The organism is Streptomyces sp. NPDC002306 (assembly GCF_053593435.1).
In genome coordinates this window covers 124,959-141,352 of the sequence record NZ_JBSFCK010000001.1, presented here as the reverse complement: position 1 = coordinate 141,352, position 16,394 = coordinate 124,959, and the positions used below count along the sequence as shown (strand labels likewise).

Genomic DNA, 16,394 nt, shown 5'->3' with positions numbered 1-16,394 from the left:
CGGAACGGACTGCGGGGCGGACGGACTTCCTCCCGGGTGACGCGTGCGGCGGCGCTGGCCGCCTGCGCCGCTCTCACGCTCGTGGCCTGCGGCAGCACCAAGGACACCGGCGGTGCCGCCGCCGGGGGCGGCGGCACCGGCAAGGTCGGGGTGATCCTGCCCCTGCTGACCTCGCCGTTCTGGCAGTCGTACAACGACTACGTGCCGAAGATGGCCACGTCGGAAGGTGTCGACGCGCTGAAGACGGTCAACTCCAACAGTGACCCCTCGCAGCAGATCACCGACATCAACAACCAGCTCAACCAGGGCGTGAAGGGTCTCGTCGTCGCCCCGCTGGACAGCGCGGCCATCGAGGCCGGACTCGACCAGGCCGAACGTAAGGGCGTCCCGGTCGTCGCCGTCGACGTGGCCCCGGACAAGGGCAAGGTCGCGATGGTCGTGCGCGCCGACAACGTCGCCTACGGGGAGAAGGCCTGCCAGTACCTCGGCAAGCAGATCCCGTCCGGCAAGGTCGTCCAGATCATGGGCGACCTCGCCTCGGTCAACGGCCGGGACCGCTCGGAGGCGTTCCGCGCCTGCGTCAAGAAGAACTTCCCGAAGCTGGAGGTGCTGGAGATCCCCGCGAAGTGGGAGTCCGACACCGCCGCCTCCAAACTGGACACCCTCCTCAACGCCAACCCCGACCTCAAGGGCATCTATATGCAGGCCGGCGGCGTCTACCTCGCGCCCACGCTCCAGACCCTCAAGTCGAAGGGCATGCTCAAGAAGGCCGGGCAGGCGGGCCACATCGCGATCGTCTCCAACGACGGCATCCCGCAGGAGTTCGACGCCATCCGCAAGGGCGAGATCGACGCGACCGTCTCCCAGCCCGCCGACGCCTACGCCAAGTACGGCATGTACTACATCAAGGCGGCGATGGAGGGGAAGACGTTCCAGCCGGGCCCGACCGACCACGACTCCACGATCGTGGAACTGCCCGGCGGCATCCTGGAGGACCAACTGCCCGCGCCGCTGGTCACCAAGGACAACGTGGACGACCCCGAGCTGTGGGGCAACACCGTCGGATGAACGCCCAGGAGTCCCCGCGCACACCCCTGGTCGAGGCGCGGGACATCGTCAAGCGGTACGGCCCCACCGTCGCCCTCGCCGACGGCCGGCTCACCGTGCTGCCCGGCGAGTCCCACGCCCTCGTCGGCCGCAACGGCGCCGGCAAGTCCACCCTCGTCACCCTGCTCACCGGCCTCCAGGCCCCCGACGAGGGCGACATCCGCTTCGACGGCGAGCCCGCCCCGCCGCTCGCCGACCGCGAGGCCTGGCGACGCAAGGTGGCCTGCGTCTACCAGAAGCCCACCGTCGTCCCCGAACTGACCGTCGCCGAGAACCTCTTCATCAACCGTCAGCCCGTCGCCCGCGGCGGATTCATCAGCTGGCGGCGGCTGAAGTCCGAGGCCGCCCGGCTGCTCGACACCTGGGACGTGCGCGTCGACCCCGAGGCGCGCACCGCCGACCTCAAGGTCGAGGACCGTCAGATGGTCGAGATCGCGCGGGCGTTGAGCTTCGGCGCCCGCTTCATCGTCCTCGACGAGCCGACCGCCCAGCTCGACAGCCGGGAGATCGAGCGGCTCTTCACCCGCATGCGCGCCCTCCAGGACTCCGGCGTCACCTTCCTGTTCATCTCGCACCACCTCCAGGAGGTGTACGAGGTCTGCCAGACCGTCACCGTGCTGCGCGACGCCCGCTGGATCACCACCGCCCCGGTCGCCGAACTGCCCAGGACGGCCCTGGTGGAGGCGATGGCCGCGGAGACGGTGGCCGAGTCGCGCGAGCACGCCCGGGACGCGGTACCCGCCGGCTCCCCCGTGGTGCTCGACGCACGGGGGCTCACCTCACCGTCGTACGAGGGCATCGATCTCACCGTCCGGCGCGGGGAGGTCGTCGGACTCGCCGGCTCCAGCGGCAGCGGCAAGACCGAACTGGCCGAGACCCTGGCCGGCCTGTACACCCCGACGGCCGGGACGGCCCTGCTCGACGGCCGGCCGCTGCCGTTCGGCGATGTGCGCGGCGCGCAGCGGGCCGGTGTCGGCTGCGTCCCGCGCGACCGGCACGAGCAGGGCCTCGTGTCCGGCATGACCGTCGGCGACAACACTACCCTCGCCGTCCTCGACCGGCTGGGCCGCTTCGGCTTCGTCGCCACCGACCGCAGACGCCGGTTCGCCGGCGAGCTGATCGAGCGACTCGACATCCAGACCGAGGGCCCGCAGCAGCCGGTGTCCGACCTGTCCGGAGGCAACGCCCAGAAGGTCGTCATGGCCCGCGCCCTCGCCTCCGACCCGCGCCTGCTGGTCCTCATCAACCCCACCGCGGGCGTCGACGTGAAGTCGAAGCAGTCGCTGCTCGCCCGGATGGACAGCGCCCGCGAGGACGGCACCGCCGTGCTCGTCGTCTCCGACGAACTCGACGACCTGCGCCGCTGCGACCGCGTCCTCGTCCTCTTCCACGGCCGCGTCGTCGCCGAGCACCCGGCGGGCTGGCGCGACCACGAGCTGATCGCCTCCATCGAAGGAGTGGACCATGGCCACCGCATCTCCCCGGGGGACCACCCCCGGACCACCGGCCGAGGAGAGCGGGCCCCGGATGACTGAGACGAAGCGCGCGCCCCTCGCACCACCCCGCGCCTCGGTCCCCGGCTCGGCCAGGACGGTGCTTCTGCGCCGCGCCCGCGAACTAGCCCTGGTCCCCGCCCTGTTGCTGCTGATGGTGCTCGGGGCGGTGGTCAACGACTCGTTCCTCACCGAACGCAACCTCATCTCGATCCTCGGCGCCTCCGCCGCGCTCGCCATGGTCGTGCTCGCCGAGTCGCTGGTGCTGATCACCGGCAAGTTCGACCTGTCCCTGGAGTCGGTCGTCGGCATCGCGCCCGCCGTGGGCGCGCTCCTCGTGCTGCCCGCCGCCCAGTCCGGCTGGGGGACCGAACTCCCGGCCCCGCTCGCGCTGCTGGCCGTCCTCGTGGCGGGAGCGGTCGTCGGCGCGTTCAACGGCGTGCTGGTCGTCAGGTTCAAGCTCAACGCGTTCATCGTGACCCTCGCGATGCTGATCGTGCTGCGCGGACTGCTGGTGGGCGCCACCAAGGGCAAGACCCTGTTCGGGATGCCGGACTCCTTCTACTCGCTGGCGACCACGACCTTCGTCTCCGTCCCGATGTCGGTGTGGCTGGCCGGGATCGCGTTCGGCGTCGCCGGATTCGTCCTGAGGTACCACCGCGTCGGCCGCGCCCTGTACGCCATCGGCGGCAACCCGGAGGCGGCCCGCGCGGCCGGCATCCGGGTCGAGCGCGTGATGCTCGGCGTGTTCGTCGTCGCCGGTGTCCTCGCCTCCGTCGGCGGGATCATGCAGACCGGGTACGTCGGCGCGATCAGCGCCAACCAGGGCAACAACATGATCTTCACCGTGTTCGCGGCGGCGGTGATCGGAGGCATCAGCCTCGACGGCGGCAAGGGCACCATGTTCGGCGCCCTGACCGGCGTACTCCTGCTGGGAGTCGTCCAGAACCTGCTCACCCTGGCCCAGGTCCCGTCCTTCTGGATCCAGGCCATCTACGGCGGGATCATCCTGGTCGCCCTGATGATCGCCCGGGTGACGACCGGTCGTGCCCAGGACTGACACCCGCGCTCCCTGTCACCGACCGAAAGGCCCTCTGTGTCCGCGTCCTTGGCCCGCGTCACCGCGGTCGACACCCACGACATCCGCTTCCCCACCTCGCGCGAGCTCGACGGCTCCGACGCGATGAACCCGGACCCCGACTACTCGGCCGCCTACGTCGTCCTGCGCACCGACGCCGCCGACGGACACGAGGGGCACGGATTCACCTTCACCATCGGGCGGGGCAACGAGGTCCAGGTCGCCGCGATCGAGGCACTGCGCGGGCACGTGGTCGGACGGGACGTGGCCGAACTGTGCGCCGACCCGGGCAGCCTGAACCGCGACCTGGTCGGCGACAGCCAACTGCGCTGGCTCGGGCCGGAGAAGGGCGTGATGCACATGGCGATCGGAGCGGTCGTCAACGCCGTGTGGGACCTCGCCGCCAAACGCGCCGGGAAACCGCTGTGGCGACTCCTCGCCGACGCCGACCCGGCCTGGCTGGTGCGCCAGATCGACTTCCGCTACCTCACCGACGCGCTGACCCCTGAGGAGGCCCTCGACCTGCTGCGCCGCGGCAGGCGGGGCGCGGAGGAGCGCCGGGCCCGGCTGCTGGAGCGCGGCTTCCCCGCCTACACCACCTCCGCGGGCTGGCTCGGCTACGACGACGACAAGCTCGGCCGGCTCGCCGCGCAGGCGGTCGCCGACGGCTTCCGGCAGATCAAGCTGAAGGTGGGCGCCGACCTGGCGGACGACGTACGCCGCTGCCGGGTCGCCCGCTCGGTGATCGGCCCCGGCATCCGGCTGGCGATCGACGCCAACCAGCGCTGGGGCATCGACGAGGCGATCACCTGGACCAAGGCCCTCGCCGAGTTCGACCCCTACTGGATCGAGGAGCCGACCAGCCCCGACGACATCCTCGGCCACGCGTCGATCCGCCGGGCCGTCGCCCCGGTGAAGGTGGCCACGGGTGAGCACGTCCAGAACCGGATCGTCTTCAAACAACTGCTCCAGGCCGGTGCCGTCGACATCGTCCAGATCGACGCGGCCCGCGTCGGCGGGGTCAACGAGAACCTCGCCGTGCTGCTCCTCGCGGCCCGGTTCGGCGTCCCCGTCTGCCCGCACGCGGGCGGGGTCGGCCTGTGCGAACTCGTCCAGCACCTGTCGATGTTCGACTACGTCGCGCTCTCGGGCACCACCGACGACCGGGTCATCGAGTACGTCGACCACCTCCACGACCACTTCGTCGACCCGGTGGTGATCCGTGAGGGACACTACGCGGCACCCACCGCGCCGGGGTTCTCGGCCACCATGCGGCCCGAGTCCATCGCGCGGTACACGTTCCCCGGCGGCACCTACTGGGCCGCCGGTCCCGACCCGGAGAAGGGGCAGGCGGCATGACGGACTTCGAGGGACTGACGGCGCTGGTCACGGGCGGCGCCTCCGGCATCGGCCGGGCCACCGCCGAACTCCTCGCGGCCCGGGGCGCCAGGGTCGCCGTCCTCGACCTGGACCCCTCGTCCGTGCCGAAACCCCTGCTCGCGCACCGGGCCGACGTCACCGACGACACGTCCGTGCGCGAGGCGGTGGCCGCCGCCGTCGCCGAACTGGGCGGTCTCGACGTCCTGGTCAACAACGCGGGCGTCGGCGCCCAGGGAACCGTCGAGGACAACGACGACGCCGAGTGGCACCGCGTCCTGGACGTCAACGTCGTCGGCATGGTCCGCACGGCCCGTGCCGCCCTGCCGCATCTGCGCGCGTCGGCGCACGCGGCCGTCGTCAACACCTGCTCCATCGCGGCCACCGCGGGCCTGCCGCAACGGGCGCTGTACAGCGCCACCAAGGGCGCCGTGTACTCCCTCACCCTCGCCATGGCCGCCGACCACGTCCGCGAGGGCATCCGCGTCAACTGCGTCAACCCCGGTACGGCGGACACGCCATGGATCGGGCGGCTGCTGGACGCGGCCGACGACCCGGCCGCCGAGCGCGCCGCCCTGGAGGCCCGCCAGCCCACCGGCCGGCTGGTCACGGCGGCCGAGGTCGCGGGCGCCATCGCCTATCTCGCGAGCCCGTTGTCGGGCGCGACCACCGGCACGTCCCTCGCGGTCGACGGCGGCATGCAGGGCCTGCGGCCGCGTCCGGCGGGACAGCGGTGAGCGCGCTCGGCCGCAGCGGCGTCGAGATCACCGGCCTGGCCTTCGGCGCCGCCGGCATCGGCAACCTGTACACCGAGGTCGGCGAGGAGGAGGCACACCGGGCCGTGGACACCGCCTGGCAGAAGGGCGTGCGCTACTTCGACACCGCGCCCCACTACGGCCTCGGCCTGTCCGAGCGCCGCCTCGGCGCCGCCCTGCGCACGCGTCCGAGGTCGGCGTACACCCTCTCCACCAAGGTGGGCCGCCGCCTGGAACCCGCCGAGAGCACGGGCGACGACCTCGGCGACGGCTTCGCCGTGCCCGCCGACCGGCGCCGCGTGTGGGACTTCAGCGCCGACGGCGTACGCCGCACCCTGGAGGCCAGCCTGGACCGGCTCGGCCTCGACCGGGTGGACGTCGTCTACCTCCACGACCCCGACGACCACGCCGAACAGGCCTTCCGGGAGGGCTACCCGGCGCTGGAGAAGCTCCGTTCGCAGGGTGTGGTCCGCGCGATCGGCGCGGGCATGAACCAGGCCGAGATGCTCGCGCGGTTCGTCCGGGACACGGACGTGGACGTGGTGCTGTGCGCGGGCCGCTACACCCTGCTCGACCAGAGCGCGCTCACCGATCTGCTGCCCGCGGCGGCCGCCCGCGGCACCGCGGTCGTCGTCGGCGGCGCCTTCAACTCCGGTCTGCTGGCCGACCCGAAGCCCGGCGCGACCTACGACTACGCAAAAGCGTCGGACGAGTTGCTCGCCCGCGCCCTGCGGCTGAAGTCGGTCGCCGAGCGCCACGGGACCACGCTGCGGGCCGCCGCGCTCGCCTTTAGCGCCGCCCACCCCGCCGTGGCCGGCGTGCTCGTCGGCGCCCGCTCCGCGTCCGAGGTCGCCGACTGCGCCGAGCAGTTCGCCGCCGCCGTCCCCGCGGCCTTCTGGCGGGAGCTGCGGGAGACCGGCCTGCTGCCCGCCGACGTGCCCGTCCCGGGGGAGGACCCGTCATGAGGATCGCCCTGCACACCAGGGTCCGCGCCGACCGTGTCACCGCGTACGAGGCCGCCCACCGCGCCGTCCCGAAGGAACTCACGGACGCGATCCGCGCGGCCGGCGCGACGTCCTGGACGATCTGGCGCAGCGGCACCGACCTCTTCCACCTCCTGGAGTGCGACGACTACCCGCGTCTGCTGGCGGAGCTGGAGCGGCTGCCGGTCAACGTGGCCTGGCAGGCACGCATGGCGGAACTGCTGGACGTCGTGCACGACTACTCCCGGGAGGGCACCGACGCAGGCCTGCCCGTGGTCTGGGAGCTGCCGTGACCGTCGACGCGCACCACCACGTCTGGGACCTGTCCGTCCGTGACCAGGACTGGATCACCGGCCCCGAACTCGGTCCGCTGCGACGGAACTTCACCGTCGCCGACCTCGAAGTCGAGACCCGGGCGGCCGGAGTCGACCGCACTGTCCTCGTCCAGACCGTCACCGTGGCCGAGGAGACCCCGGAGTTGCTCGCCCTCGCCGCCGGGCACGAGCTGATCGCCGGGGTCGTCGGCTGGACCGACCTCACCCGCCCGGACGTGGCCGACGAACTCGCCCGGCTGCGCGAACTCCCCGGCGGCGCTTACCTCAAGGGCATCCGCCACCAGGTGCAGGACGAAGCCGACCCGCGGTGGCTGCTGCGTCCGGACGTCGGCCGGGGCCTCGCCGCCGTCGCCGCGGCCGGCCTGGCCTACGACCTCGTGGTGTTGCCGCACCAGCTGCCCGCCTGCGCCGCGGCCGCCGCCCGCCACGAAGAACTCACCTTCGTCCTGGACCACCTCGGCAAACCGCCCGTCGCCGCGGACGGACGGGAGCCGTGGGCCACCGCGGTCCGCGCCCTCGCCGCCCTCCCCAACACGGTCTGCAAGCTGTCGGGTCTGGTCACGCAGGCGCGGTGGCGGACCTGGCGCACCGCGGACCTGCGCCCGTACGCGGACACCGTGCTGGACGCCTTCGGCCCGCACCGGCTGATGCTCGGATCGGACTGGCCGGTGTGCACGCTCGCCGCGACCTACGCCGAAGTCATGGCCACCGCGGACGAGTTGACCGCGGGCCTCGGTGCGGCGGAGCGGGCCCGGGTGCACGAGGGCACCGCGACCGCCGTCTACGGCCTCGGGGCCGCCAGCCGGGGCGCCGCTCCACGCGACCGCCCGGTCGGCCCGCCCGCTCAGGGCCGCTGAGCGGTGTGCGAGAGCCGCGTCGGCGGCAGGTACTCGCGCACGTGGACCCGTTCCCAGCAGGCACCGGTCTCGCGCAGTTCGCGCCAGGTCGTGTAGCGGTAGCGGAAGAGGCGGGCACGGACGTAGCGCGGCGGTTCGTCCGGCGGGAACGGCGACCGCCGCAGCAGCCGCAGCGTGTCAGGGTCGTTCTCCAGGAGCCGTTCCACCAGCGCGCCGAACCACGTCTCGGCGTACGCGGGCGACAGCGCGGCGAACCACATCAGCCAGTCGAGCCGCAGGTGGTACGGCGCGAACTGGCGCGGCCAGTGCCGTGGACCGCCCGGCTTGCCCCGGAACTCGTACTCCCGCCAGTCCGAGTCCTCGCGCGGTACGGCGTCGAGGGTGCCCTCGACCACGACCTCGTAGCGGACCCGGCTGACACTGCCGAACGCGCCGTAGGTGTTCACCAGGTGCAGCGGGTCGAAGGACCGGTTCATGACCTGGCGGCGGGAGACCATGTTCAGCACCGGGTGGTAGCTCAGGAACAGGACCAGCGCGGAGGCGGCGAGGACCACGACCTCGTACCAGAGCGGTGTCGCGGGCACGGACGGCCGTGAGCCGGGGATCCGCAGCGCGGACAGGGCCAGCACGATGGTGATCCAGTTCAGCCAGGCGAAGTTGCCCGACGCCACCAGCCACAGCTGCGTGACGATCATCAGGGCCGCGGCGGCGGTGGCGACCGGCTGCGGGGTGAACAGCAGGAAGGGGACGGCCAACTGGGTCACGTGGTTGGCGGCCACCTCCGCGCGGTGCACCGGCTTGGGCAGATGGTGGAAGAACCAGCTCAGCGGGCCGGGCATCGGCTGCGTCTCGTGGTGGTGGTAGAGGCAGGTCAGCTTCCGCCAGCACGCGTCGCCGCGCATCTTGATCAGGCCCGCCCCGAACTCCACCCGGAACAGGATCCAGCGCAGCAGGAACAGCACGAGCACCGGCGGGGCCACCTCGTCGTTGCCCAGGAACACGGCGAGGAAGCCGACCTCCAGCAGCAGGGACTCCCAGCCGAACGCGTACCAGGTCTGGCCCACGTTGACGATCGACAGATACAGCGCCCAGGTCACCAGCCACAGCAGCATCCCGCCCCACAGGGGCAGCAGGGAGTCCAGCCCCGCGAGCAGCGCGGCCGACAGCGCGCACCCCGACCAGGCGCAGAGCGCGAAGAAGCGGTCGGAGTAGTGGAGCTGGAACAGGCTGGGCGCCCGCCGGAACGGCACCCGTGCGACGAAGCGGGGCACCGGCAGCATCCCGCGCTCGCCCATCAGCGCGCGGAACTGCCGGGCCGCCGTCAGGAACGCGAGGAGGTACACGGCGGCCAGACCGCGCTGGAAGACCAGCCGGCTCAGCCAGTACTCCGATGCGGTGAACCAGTCCACAGCCGTGCGCTCCTCTCCTCCATTCTGCGGCCCGTCACTCTGCGTGCCTCGCTCCTCCGGTTGCGTAACCCATGTGAGCGAAGCAGACAATAGTCCTGAATCACCCGAGAGGGTGCGGGATGCCGAGATGATCCGGGAGCGCGCGGTGCAGACGTACTTCAGATCCCTTCTCACGGTCTGCGCGCTCTCCGGGGCGCTTCTCGTCGCCGCCTGCGGCGAGGGCGGGGAACAGTGGCCGACGCGGACCACGGCACCCCGGCCGGTCACCGCCGACACCACCGTCCTCGGCGGCGCCGGCGCGCCGGAAGGCTCCGGCTCGCGCTCCGAGTCGCTCTCCGACGTGATCGGTCCCCTGATGGTGCCGGAGATACCGGACCTGCGCCTCGGCGGCGGACTCCTCCCCGACTACCCCGACGGGACCGACGATCGCAGTGCGATCTCCGAGGTCCCCGAGGTCCCTGGGGCCGACGAGAGCGCCGAGGTCGGCGGGACCGCTGAGCTCGACGGCTCCGGCGCCGCCGCCAGCATCTTCGACAGCCCCACCGACCTCTTCGCCGGCTGACCAGGACGGACCACGACTGACCGTGCACTCACCGGTCGAAGAATCAGACAAACCCTGGCAAGGTGGCCCCATGGCTGATCGGGGAGGGAGCGCCCAGTCACTCCCGGACGACTGGCCCGCCCACCCGGACCCCATCCTCGCGCTCAACCGCATGGGTAGCTTCGACTGGGACCTGGACGCCGGTCTGTTCCACATGGACGCCCTCGCCCACGAGATCTTCGACGTGCGCCCCGACGAGTACGACGGCCACCCCCAGACCCTTTCCATGCGGGTCCCGGCGTCCGAGGGCCTGCGTCTGGACACACTGCTGGCCCAGGCGATCAAGGACGGCAGCGAGAACTACGGCGCCTACTTCCGCCTCCGCTGCCGCGACGGCACCCTGCGCTGGACCCACACACAGGGCTACATCCGCCGCGACGAGACGGGCCGCCCGCGCCGGATCGTCGGCATCGTCCGCGACGCCAGACAAGAGCTCGAGGACCTCGCGGAGCGCCGCGACGAGGCCGCCCTCGACGACGCCCGCCGGGAGCAGACCAACGTCGTGCAGCTCACCACGGCCGCCCTCGCGCACGCCCGTACCGTGCGGGACGTCATCGACGTGCTCAAGGACACCCGCGGTCTCACCCACCTCGGCGCGACCAGCCTGGTCATGGGCCTGGTCGAGGCCGGCCGTATCCGTCTGGTCGCCGAGGGCCCCGAGGGCAGCTTCGTGCCCGACACCCTGGTGACCGGCATCGACGAGCCGTACCCGATGAGCGAGGTCGTGCGCACCCTGACCCCCCGGTTCATCGAGTCCGCCGAGGAGTTCGCCGCAGGCTATCCGATCCTGTGGCCGAACATCACCGACCTGAAGATCACCGCGGCCGCCTATCTCCCGCTCATCGTCCAGGCCCGTCCGATCGGCGCCATGGGCCTGCTCTACGGCGACCGCCGGGGCTTCACCCCCGAGGAACGCAACATCCTCGTCGCCCTCGGCAGCAGCATCGCGCAGAGCCTGCAACGGGCCATGTTCTACGAGCAGGAGAAGGACATCGCCCAGGGCCTGCAACAGGCCATGCTGCCGCGCACCATCCCGAGCGTGCCCGGCGCCGACGTCGCCGTGCGGTACCGGGCCGCCACCATCGGCGGCTCCCACGGCCGGGACATCGGCGGCGACTGGTACGACCTGATCCCGTTGCCCGGCGGCCGGGTGGGCGCCGTCATCGGCGACGTCCAGGGCCACGACACGCACGCGGCCGCGGTGATGGGCCAGCTGCGCATCGTGCTGCGCGCCTACGCGGCCGAGGGCCACACCCCGGCCACCGTGATGGCCCGCGCCTCCGTCTTCCTGCACGAACTGGACACCGACCGCTTCGCCACCTGCCTGTACGCGGAGGCCGACCTGTCCACCGGCGTGGTCCAGATGGTCCGGGCGGGCCACATCGACCCGCTGCTGCGGGCGCCCGACGGCAGCTGCCGCCGCGTCGTCGTCCCGGGCGGGCTGCCGCTCGGCCTGTCCGCGGAGTTCGGCGCCCTGGACTACCCCGTCTGCACCATGGAACTGGACCCCGGCCACACCCTGCTGCTGTGCACCGACGGCCTCGTCGAACAGCCCGGCGCCGACCTCGACGTCGGCATGAAGATGCTCACCGGGCTCGTCGCCGGAGGCCCCGAGGACGTACGCGCCCTCGCCGACCTGCTCATCGAGATGGCCGACGAACGGGGCGGGGACGACGACGTGGCGCTGCTCCTGCTGCGCCGCCGCGGCCCGGACTCCCGGCAGACCGGCGGGCGCCTCCAGCAGCACGTGGCCCCCGGCGACCCCGAGGCGCTCACCCACGCCCGGCACATGATCCGCGCCGCGGTCCGCGCCTGGGGCGCCCGCGAGCGCGCCGACGAGGTCGAACTGGTCGCCGACGAACTGATCACCAACGCGCTCATGCACACCGAGGGCGCCGCCATCGTCACCCTGCGGCTCCTGATCGGCTCCGGGCGCCGGATGCGGGTGGAGGTCGAGGACTCCTCCAGCGCCCTGCCGCGCCGCCGCGAGGCCGGGGAGTACCGGGTCTCGGGACGGGGCCTGCTCCTGGTGGAGCTGCTCGCCGACGTGTGGGGGGTGGAGGCGCGGGGCGGCGGGAAGTGCGTGTGGTGCGAGTTCGCGGTGCCGGAGCGGACCTGACCGGCCGGGGCCGGGATGGCACCCTGGACGTATGCCGGAACTCCCCGAGGTGGAAGCGCTCAAGGACTTCCTCACCGAAAACCTGGTCGGTCACGAGCTGGTCCGGGTGCTGCCCGTCGCGATCAGCGTGCTGAAGACGTACGACCCCGCGGTCACCGCCCTGGAGGGCCGGGAGGTGACCGCCGTGGGCCGGTACGGCAAGTTCCTCGACATCGCGACGGACGGCGGGCTCCGTCTCGTGACCCATCTGGCCCGCGCGGGCTGGCTGCACTGGAAGGACCCCCTCCCGGACGGCTCACCCCGCCCCGGCAAGGGCCCGCTCGCCCTGCGCGTGGCCCTGGAGACCGGCGCGGGCTTCGACCTGACCGAGGCGGGCACCCAGAAGCGCCTCGCGGTCCACGTCGTACGGGATCCGCAGGAGGTCCCGGGCGTGGCCCGGCTCGGCCCGGACCCGCTCGCCGACGACTTCGACGAGGCCCGGCTGGCGGCGCTGCTCACCGGGGAGCGCCGGCAGATCAAGGGCGCCCTGCGCGACCAGAGCCTGATCGCGGGGGTGGGGAACGCCTACAGCGACGAGATCCTGCACGCGGCGCGGATGTCCCCGTTCAAGCTGACCGCCTCCCTGACTCCCGAGGAGGTCCGCGGCCTGTACGCGGCCCTGCGCGGCACGCTGACGGAGGCCGTCGAGCGCTCCCGCGGCCTGGCCGCCGGCCGGCTGAAGGCCGAGAAGAAGACCGGCCTGCGCGTCCACGGCCGTACCGGCGAGCCCTGCCCGGTGTGCGGCGACACCATCCGCGAGGTCTCCTTCAGCGACTCCTCGCTCCAGTACTGTCCCACCTGCCAGACGGGCGGCAGGCCGCTGGCGGACCGCAGGCTGTCACGGCTGCTGAAGTGACGATCGGTCCGCGCGCGGTGCCTACTCCGGGGTGAGGGTGACCAGGTGTTCGCCCTCGTCCGTGCGGACCTCGTAGCGGGCGACCTGGTCGTGGTGGAAGGCGGAGCCGCCGTGCATCGTGAGCGGGCGGGCGTCGTGCTTCGGGACCATCCAGCCGGCCAGCGTCTGTTCCGAGCCGTCGCGGCCGACGGCGACCAGGCGGCAGGAGCGGGGGCCGGCCCCGTCCTTGACCTGGAGTTCCACGTCGCTGCCGTAGTTCTCGTCGTGGGCGGTGACCTGGGCCCAGACCCCCGACCGCTCGTCGGTGGCCGCGACCCGTACGTCGTCGGAACCGTCGGCGCCGCCACCGCCCGCCGTCATCGAGAGCGCGGACCCGGCCAGCGCCACCGCCACGGAGGCGGCCAGGGCGAAGACCAGCCGCCGGCGCTGGGCCCGGTGCCGGGTCGTGACCTCGCCGAGGAGGCGGTCCAGCAGCTGGGGGCCGGGACCGGCCATGGGATGGACGGTACGCGGCGTCGCCCGCCGGTAGAGCTGCAACTGCCTTGTCGTGGGGCCGAATTCGGTGACCTGCGCGGAGCACTGGGGGCACTCCATGAGGTGGTCCTCGAAGCGGAAGGCCTCCACCTCGTCCAGGAGGCCGAGCGCGTACGCGCCGACGTCGCGATGCCTTTCCAGGGACCTCATGCAGAATCCTCGTGCCGTTGGGTGTTGGTGGGGTTACTGCTTGCTCCCACCGGTACGCACCCGACAGCCGAATCACTCAAGCCCCGCGGAGAATCGCAACTAACGAGTTCGTAGCGGTCCGGCCCGCGGATTGGTCGGATTCTAGAAAAGATGGATCGCGAGATGTCCCAAGGGCAGCCCGAGCTGCCACGCGGGTGTCCACACCTTCGGTCCGTCGTCCTCGCCGACCGGCGCTCCGCCGCCCGGGACCGCGTTCAGATCGGGTGCGAGCAGCTCCGTCTCCTGGAGCCAGCGCCAGGCCGCCGCGGCCAGTTCCAGGTCCGGCGTCGGCCCCGCCGACTCGCTCGCCCCGGCGGTGAGCTCGGCCATCCGGTCGTGCACCCAGTCCTGCCACGGCTGGTCGTAGGCGGTCAGCGAGAGCCAGGTCTCCAGCTGGGTGACCACCCGGATGCCGGAGAGCTCGCCGTCGGTGTCGGACAGGAAGATGGTGAGCGCCAGGGCGTCCCGCCCGGCCCGGAACTCGAAGGACGTCGGCGGCATCAGATCGCCGGTCCGCAGCAGCTCGTCGGCGATGTACTCGGCGTACAACCACGCCATGGGGACGACCAGTTCACCGCCGTCGGTGCCGTCCGTGTTCTGTTGACCTCTGTGCAGCATCCCTTCCTGCCTTCCTCCGGTGCGTGCGCGTCGCCCGAACCCGGGCCCCCGGTCCGGAACACGGATGAGGACAGCCGATTACTCAACAGGGGTCCTCAGCAAGGCGCTTTACGGAGGTTTGACTTTCCCATTGGTTTCAGCGCAGGTCGGCCGCGTATCCGGGAAGAACCCGGCGCAGGGCCCGCAGCGCGTAGTATGCGCGGGACTTCACCGTACCGGGCGGGATCCCCAGGGCCGCCGCGGCCTCCGCCACACTGGCCCCCTGGAAGTACACCAGCACCAGGACTTCGCGGTGTTCCGGAGTGAGTGTCTTCACAGCCTCGCGCACGTCGAGTGTGGCAGCCGACCGCTCGGCGTGGTCGGCGCAGACCGGGGCGTGCTCCAGGACCGCGTCCCCGACCTCCGCCGGACGCGCCTGCCGGGCCCGCCGGGCGTCGATCGCGAGCCGCCGTCCCACGGTCAGCAGCCAGGGCCGTACGGAGTCGAAGGCGTCGGCGCGCAGCGCCTCGGGGTGCTGCCAGGCGCGCACCAGCGTCTCCTGCACGAGATCCTCGGCGCGCTGCCGGTCGCCGTCGCAGAGCCTCAGCAGCAGCGCGAAGAGCGGTCGGCCGTGCTCGCGCTGCAACGCGACCAGCTCGTGTTCGGCGGTCGTCGACTTCGTGAGGAGGGTTGCGGCCGTCATGGCCGTATGGGAGCGCAGGGGGCCGTCCGGGGACAGGGCACGCACACGGATCTGCGACGGACGGTCGATCGCGTCGACGAACGGTCCGACGAACGGTCCGCCCGCGTCACCTCTGCGACCCAATGGGGTCATGGGAACCCCGGGGTTGTTTGCGGCGGCCGCCAAACTCATACCTATTTGTGCGTAAATACGATCACGACGGGGTGAGTGATGATCGCACGCAGACGACAGGTGGCCCTGGCCCTGACGGCCCTTCTCGCCGCGGCAGCCGCCTGCCAGGCCCATGAGCGCCAGCCCGACCGGGTGGGCCGGCCCGCCCCGACCGGGGCCCGCAGTTTCACCCTCGTCGCCTCCGGTGACGTACTCCCGCACACCTCGATCATCGACCGGGCCCGCTTCGACGCCGGCGGCACGGGCTACGACTTCCGGCCGATGTTCGCCGACATCGAACCGGTCGTCTCCCGCGCGGATCTGGCGCTGTGTCACATGGAGACGGTGTACGGCACCCCGGGCGCCTACACCGGCTACCCCGACTTCAAGTCCCCGCCCGAGGTGGCCGAGGGCCTCGCCGCCACCGGCTACGACGGCTGCTCCACGGCCTCCAACCACAGCCTCGACGACGGCGCCCCGGGCATCCGGCGCACCCTCGACGCGCTCGACGCCTTCGGGGTGGCGCACGCCGGGACGGCCCGCAGCGAAGCGGAGGCGCGCACCGTCACCATGCTGCGCACCGGGTCGGCGACGGTCGCCCACCTCGCGTACACCTTCGACACCAACGGCAACGCGCTGCCCGTCGACCAGCCGTGGGCCGTCAACCTGATCGACGAGAACCGTATGGTCGCCGACGCCAGGGCCGCCCGGAAGGCGGGCGCCGACGTGGTCGTGCTCTCCGTGCACTGGGGCACCGAGTGGCAGGACGAGCCGGACGCGCGGCAGCAGACCCTCGCCCGGCAACTCACCGCCTCGCGCACCGGCGGCCGTCCGGACATCGACCTCATCGTCGGCACCCACGCGCATGTCCCGCAGGCGTACGAGAAGGTCAACGGCACCTGGGTGATCTACGGGATGGGTGACCAGATCGCCGGCGAGATGTTCGACCACCAGGGCGTGCGCGAACCGCGCGGCAACCAGTCCACCCTCGGCCGTTTCACCTTCACCCCGCCCGCCAGGCCCGGCGCACGCTGGGAGGTGACCAAGGCCGAGTTCGTCCCGCAGGTGTTCGACGTCGACGCCGGCCGCCTGGTCAACCTCAACCAGGCGCTCACCCAGGGCGCCGACGTCGAGGGTGTACGCGACCGGATCCGCGACGTGGTCCTGAGCCGCGGCGCGGCGAAGGACGGCCTGGTGATGGGCGAGTGACGC

At 72.2% G+C, this 16,394-nt stretch carries 16 protein-coding genes; 12 read left to right on the top strand and 4 right to left on the bottom strand.

The genetic code is table 11. The annotated features are described in order from the left end of the window. Nucleotides 1-9 precede the first annotated feature (9 nt). Genes ACWCQK_RS00640 through ACWCQK_RS00605 form a run of 8 tightly spaced genes read left to right on the top strand, consistent with a single transcriptional unit; the run spans nucleotide 10 to nucleotide 7,985 of the window. Nucleotides 10-1,068 (top strand): sugar ABC transporter substrate-binding protein, encoded by a 1,059-nt coding sequence (locus ACWCQK_RS00640; RefSeq protein WP_451151748.1) that lies wholly within the window; start codon nucleotides 10-12, stop codon nucleotides 1,066-1,068. Then, entirely contained in the window at nucleotides 1,065-2,642 is a 1,578-nt protein-coding gene (locus ACWCQK_RS00635; protein WP_451150322.1) for a sugar ABC transporter ATP-binding protein, read from the top strand. Before ACWCQK_RS00640 ends, ACWCQK_RS00635 begins: the two co-directional genes overlap by 4 nt. Continuing rightward, nucleotides 2,635-3,660 (top strand): ABC transporter permease, encoded by a 1,026-nt coding sequence (locus ACWCQK_RS00630; protein WP_451150320.1) that lies wholly within the window; start codon nucleotides 2,635-2,637, stop codon nucleotides 3,658-3,660. Before ACWCQK_RS00635 ends, ACWCQK_RS00630 begins: the two co-directional genes overlap by 8 nt. Nucleotides 3,661-3,696: 36 nt before the next feature. Next, on the top strand, nucleotides 3,697-5,037 hold the full coding sequence (locus tag ACWCQK_RS00625) for an L-fuconate dehydratase (RefSeq protein WP_451150318.1): 1,341 nt from the start codon (nucleotides 3,697-3,699) through the stop codon (nucleotides 5,035-5,037). After that, entirely contained in the window at nucleotides 5,034-5,792 is a 759-nt protein-coding gene (locus ACWCQK_RS00620; protein WP_451150316.1) for an SDR family NAD(P)-dependent oxidoreductase, read from the top strand. The genes ACWCQK_RS00625 and ACWCQK_RS00620 overlap by 4 nt, the downstream gene beginning before the upstream one ends. After that, nucleotides 5,789-6,775, top strand: a complete 987-nt coding sequence (locus ACWCQK_RS00615; RefSeq protein WP_451150314.1) for an aldo/keto reductase — start codon at nucleotides 5,789-5,791, stop codon at nucleotides 6,773-6,775. Before ACWCQK_RS00620 ends, ACWCQK_RS00615 begins: the two co-directional genes overlap by 4 nt. After that, a complete protein-coding gene (locus ACWCQK_RS00610) occupies nucleotides 6,772-7,086 on the top strand; it encodes an L-rhamnose mutarotase (protein ID WP_451150312.1) in 315 nt (104 codons plus the stop codon). The genes ACWCQK_RS00615 and ACWCQK_RS00610 overlap by 4 nt, the downstream gene beginning before the upstream one ends. Then, nucleotides 7,083-7,985: an amidohydrolase family protein gene (locus ACWCQK_RS00605; protein WP_451150310.1), complete on the top strand. Its 903-nt coding sequence runs from the start codon at nucleotides 7,083-7,085 to the stop codon at nucleotides 7,983-7,985. Before ACWCQK_RS00610 ends, ACWCQK_RS00605 begins: the two co-directional genes overlap by 4 nt. On the opposite strand, the gene ACWCQK_RS00600 is transcribed toward ACWCQK_RS00605, so the two are convergent. After that, complete coding sequence (locus tag ACWCQK_RS00600) at nucleotides 7,973-9,394, bottom strand: lipase maturation factor family protein (protein ID WP_451150308.1); 1,422 nt, start codon at nucleotides 9,392-9,394, stop codon at nucleotides 7,973-7,975. The two genes, ACWCQK_RS00605 and ACWCQK_RS00600, sit on opposite strands and share 13 nt — an antisense overlap. A 127-nt stretch (nucleotides 9,395-9,521) precedes the next feature. Here ACWCQK_RS00600 and ACWCQK_RS00595 point away from each other — a divergent pair, with 127 nt between their 5' ends. From ACWCQK_RS00595 to ACWCQK_RS00585, 3 genes are all read left to right on the top strand, one after another. Continuing rightward, nucleotides 9,522-9,956, top strand: a complete 435-nt coding sequence (locus tag ACWCQK_RS00595; RefSeq protein ID WP_451150306.1) for a hypothetical protein — start codon at nucleotides 9,522-9,524, stop codon at nucleotides 9,954-9,956. Nucleotides 9,957-10,026: 70 nt separating this feature from the next. After that, nucleotides 10,027-12,114, top strand: a complete 2,088-nt coding sequence (locus ACWCQK_RS00590; protein WP_451150304.1) for a SpoIIE family protein phosphatase — start codon at nucleotides 10,027-10,029, stop codon at nucleotides 12,112-12,114. Nucleotides 12,115-12,145: 31 nt separating this feature from the next. After that, entirely contained in the window at nucleotides 12,146-13,009 is an 864-nt protein-coding gene (locus tag ACWCQK_RS00585) for an Fpg/Nei family DNA glycosylase (RefSeq protein WP_451150302.1), read from the top strand. 21 nt (nucleotides 13,010-13,030) lie between these two features. On the opposite strand, the gene ACWCQK_RS00580 is transcribed toward ACWCQK_RS00585, so the two are convergent. The 3 genes from ACWCQK_RS00580 to ACWCQK_RS00570 form a co-directional block, all read right to left on the bottom strand. After that, a complete protein-coding gene (locus ACWCQK_RS00580) occupies nucleotides 13,031-13,693 on the bottom strand; it encodes a zf-HC2 domain-containing protein (protein ID WP_451150300.1) in 663 nt (220 codons plus the stop codon). Nucleotides 13,694-13,834: 141 nt separating this feature from the next. Next, nucleotides 13,835-14,350: a hypothetical protein gene (locus ACWCQK_RS00575; RefSeq protein ID WP_451150298.1), complete on the bottom strand. Its 516-nt coding sequence runs from the start codon at nucleotides 14,348-14,350 to the stop codon at nucleotides 13,835-13,837. A gap of 136 nt (nucleotides 14,351-14,486) precedes the next feature. Beyond that, nucleotides 14,487-15,032, bottom strand: a complete 546-nt coding sequence (locus tag ACWCQK_RS00570) for a sigma-70 family RNA polymerase sigma factor (RefSeq protein WP_451151746.1) — start codon at nucleotides 15,030-15,032, stop codon at nucleotides 14,487-14,489. A 210-nt stretch (nucleotides 15,033-15,242) separates the two neighbouring features. On the opposite strand from ACWCQK_RS00570, the gene ACWCQK_RS00565 reads away from it, so the two are divergent. Beyond that, nucleotides 15,243-16,391: a CapA family protein gene (locus tag ACWCQK_RS00565; protein ID WP_451150296.1), complete on the top strand. Its 1,149-nt coding sequence runs from the start codon at nucleotides 15,243-15,245 to the stop codon at nucleotides 16,389-16,391. Nucleotides 16,392-16,394: the final 3 nt, after the last annotated feature.

Excerpts from the sequence above, each read along its gene's own strand:
- ACWCQK_RS00635 (WP_451150322.1), top strand. The coding sequence starts at position 1,065 with ATGAACGCCCAGGAGTCCCCGCGCACACCCCTGGTCGAGGCGCGGGAC.
- ACWCQK_RS00630 (WP_451150320.1), top strand. The coding sequence starts at position 2,635 with ATGACTGAGACGAAGCGCGCGCCCCTCGCACCACCCCGCGCCTCGGTC.
- ACWCQK_RS00620 (WP_451150316.1), top strand. The coding sequence starts at position 5,034 with ATGACGGACTTCGAGGGACTGACGGCGCTGGTCACGGGCGGCGCCTCC.
- ACWCQK_RS00610 (WP_451150312.1), top strand. The coding sequence starts at position 6,772 with ATGAGGATCGCCCTGCACACCAGGGTCCGCGCCGACCGTGTCACCGCG.
- ACWCQK_RS00595 (WP_451150306.1), top strand. The coding sequence starts at position 9,522 with ATGATCCGGGAGCGCGCGGTGCAGACGTACTTCAGATCCCTTCTCACG.
- ACWCQK_RS00590 (WP_451150304.1), top strand. The coding sequence starts at position 10,027 with ATGGCTGATCGGGGAGGGAGCGCCCAGTCACTCCCGGACGACTGGCCC.
- ACWCQK_RS00585 (WP_451150302.1), top strand. The coding sequence starts at position 12,146 with ATGCCGGAACTCCCCGAGGTGGAAGCGCTCAAGGACTTCCTCACCGAA.
- ACWCQK_RS00580 (WP_451150300.1), bottom strand. The coding sequence starts at position 13,693 with ATGAGGTCCCTGGAAAGGCATCGCGACGTCGGCGCGTACGCGCTCGGC.
- ACWCQK_RS00575 (WP_451150298.1), bottom strand. The coding sequence starts at position 14,350 with ATGCTGCACAGAGGTCAACAGAACACGGACGGCACCGACGGCGGTGAA.
- ACWCQK_RS00570 (WP_451151746.1), bottom strand. The coding sequence starts at position 15,032 with ATGACGGCCGCAACCCTCCTCACGAAGTCGACGACCGCCGAACACGAG.
- ACWCQK_RS00565 (WP_451150296.1), top strand. The coding sequence starts at position 15,243 with ATGATCGCACGCAGACGACAGGTGGCCCTGGCCCTGACGGCCCTTCTC.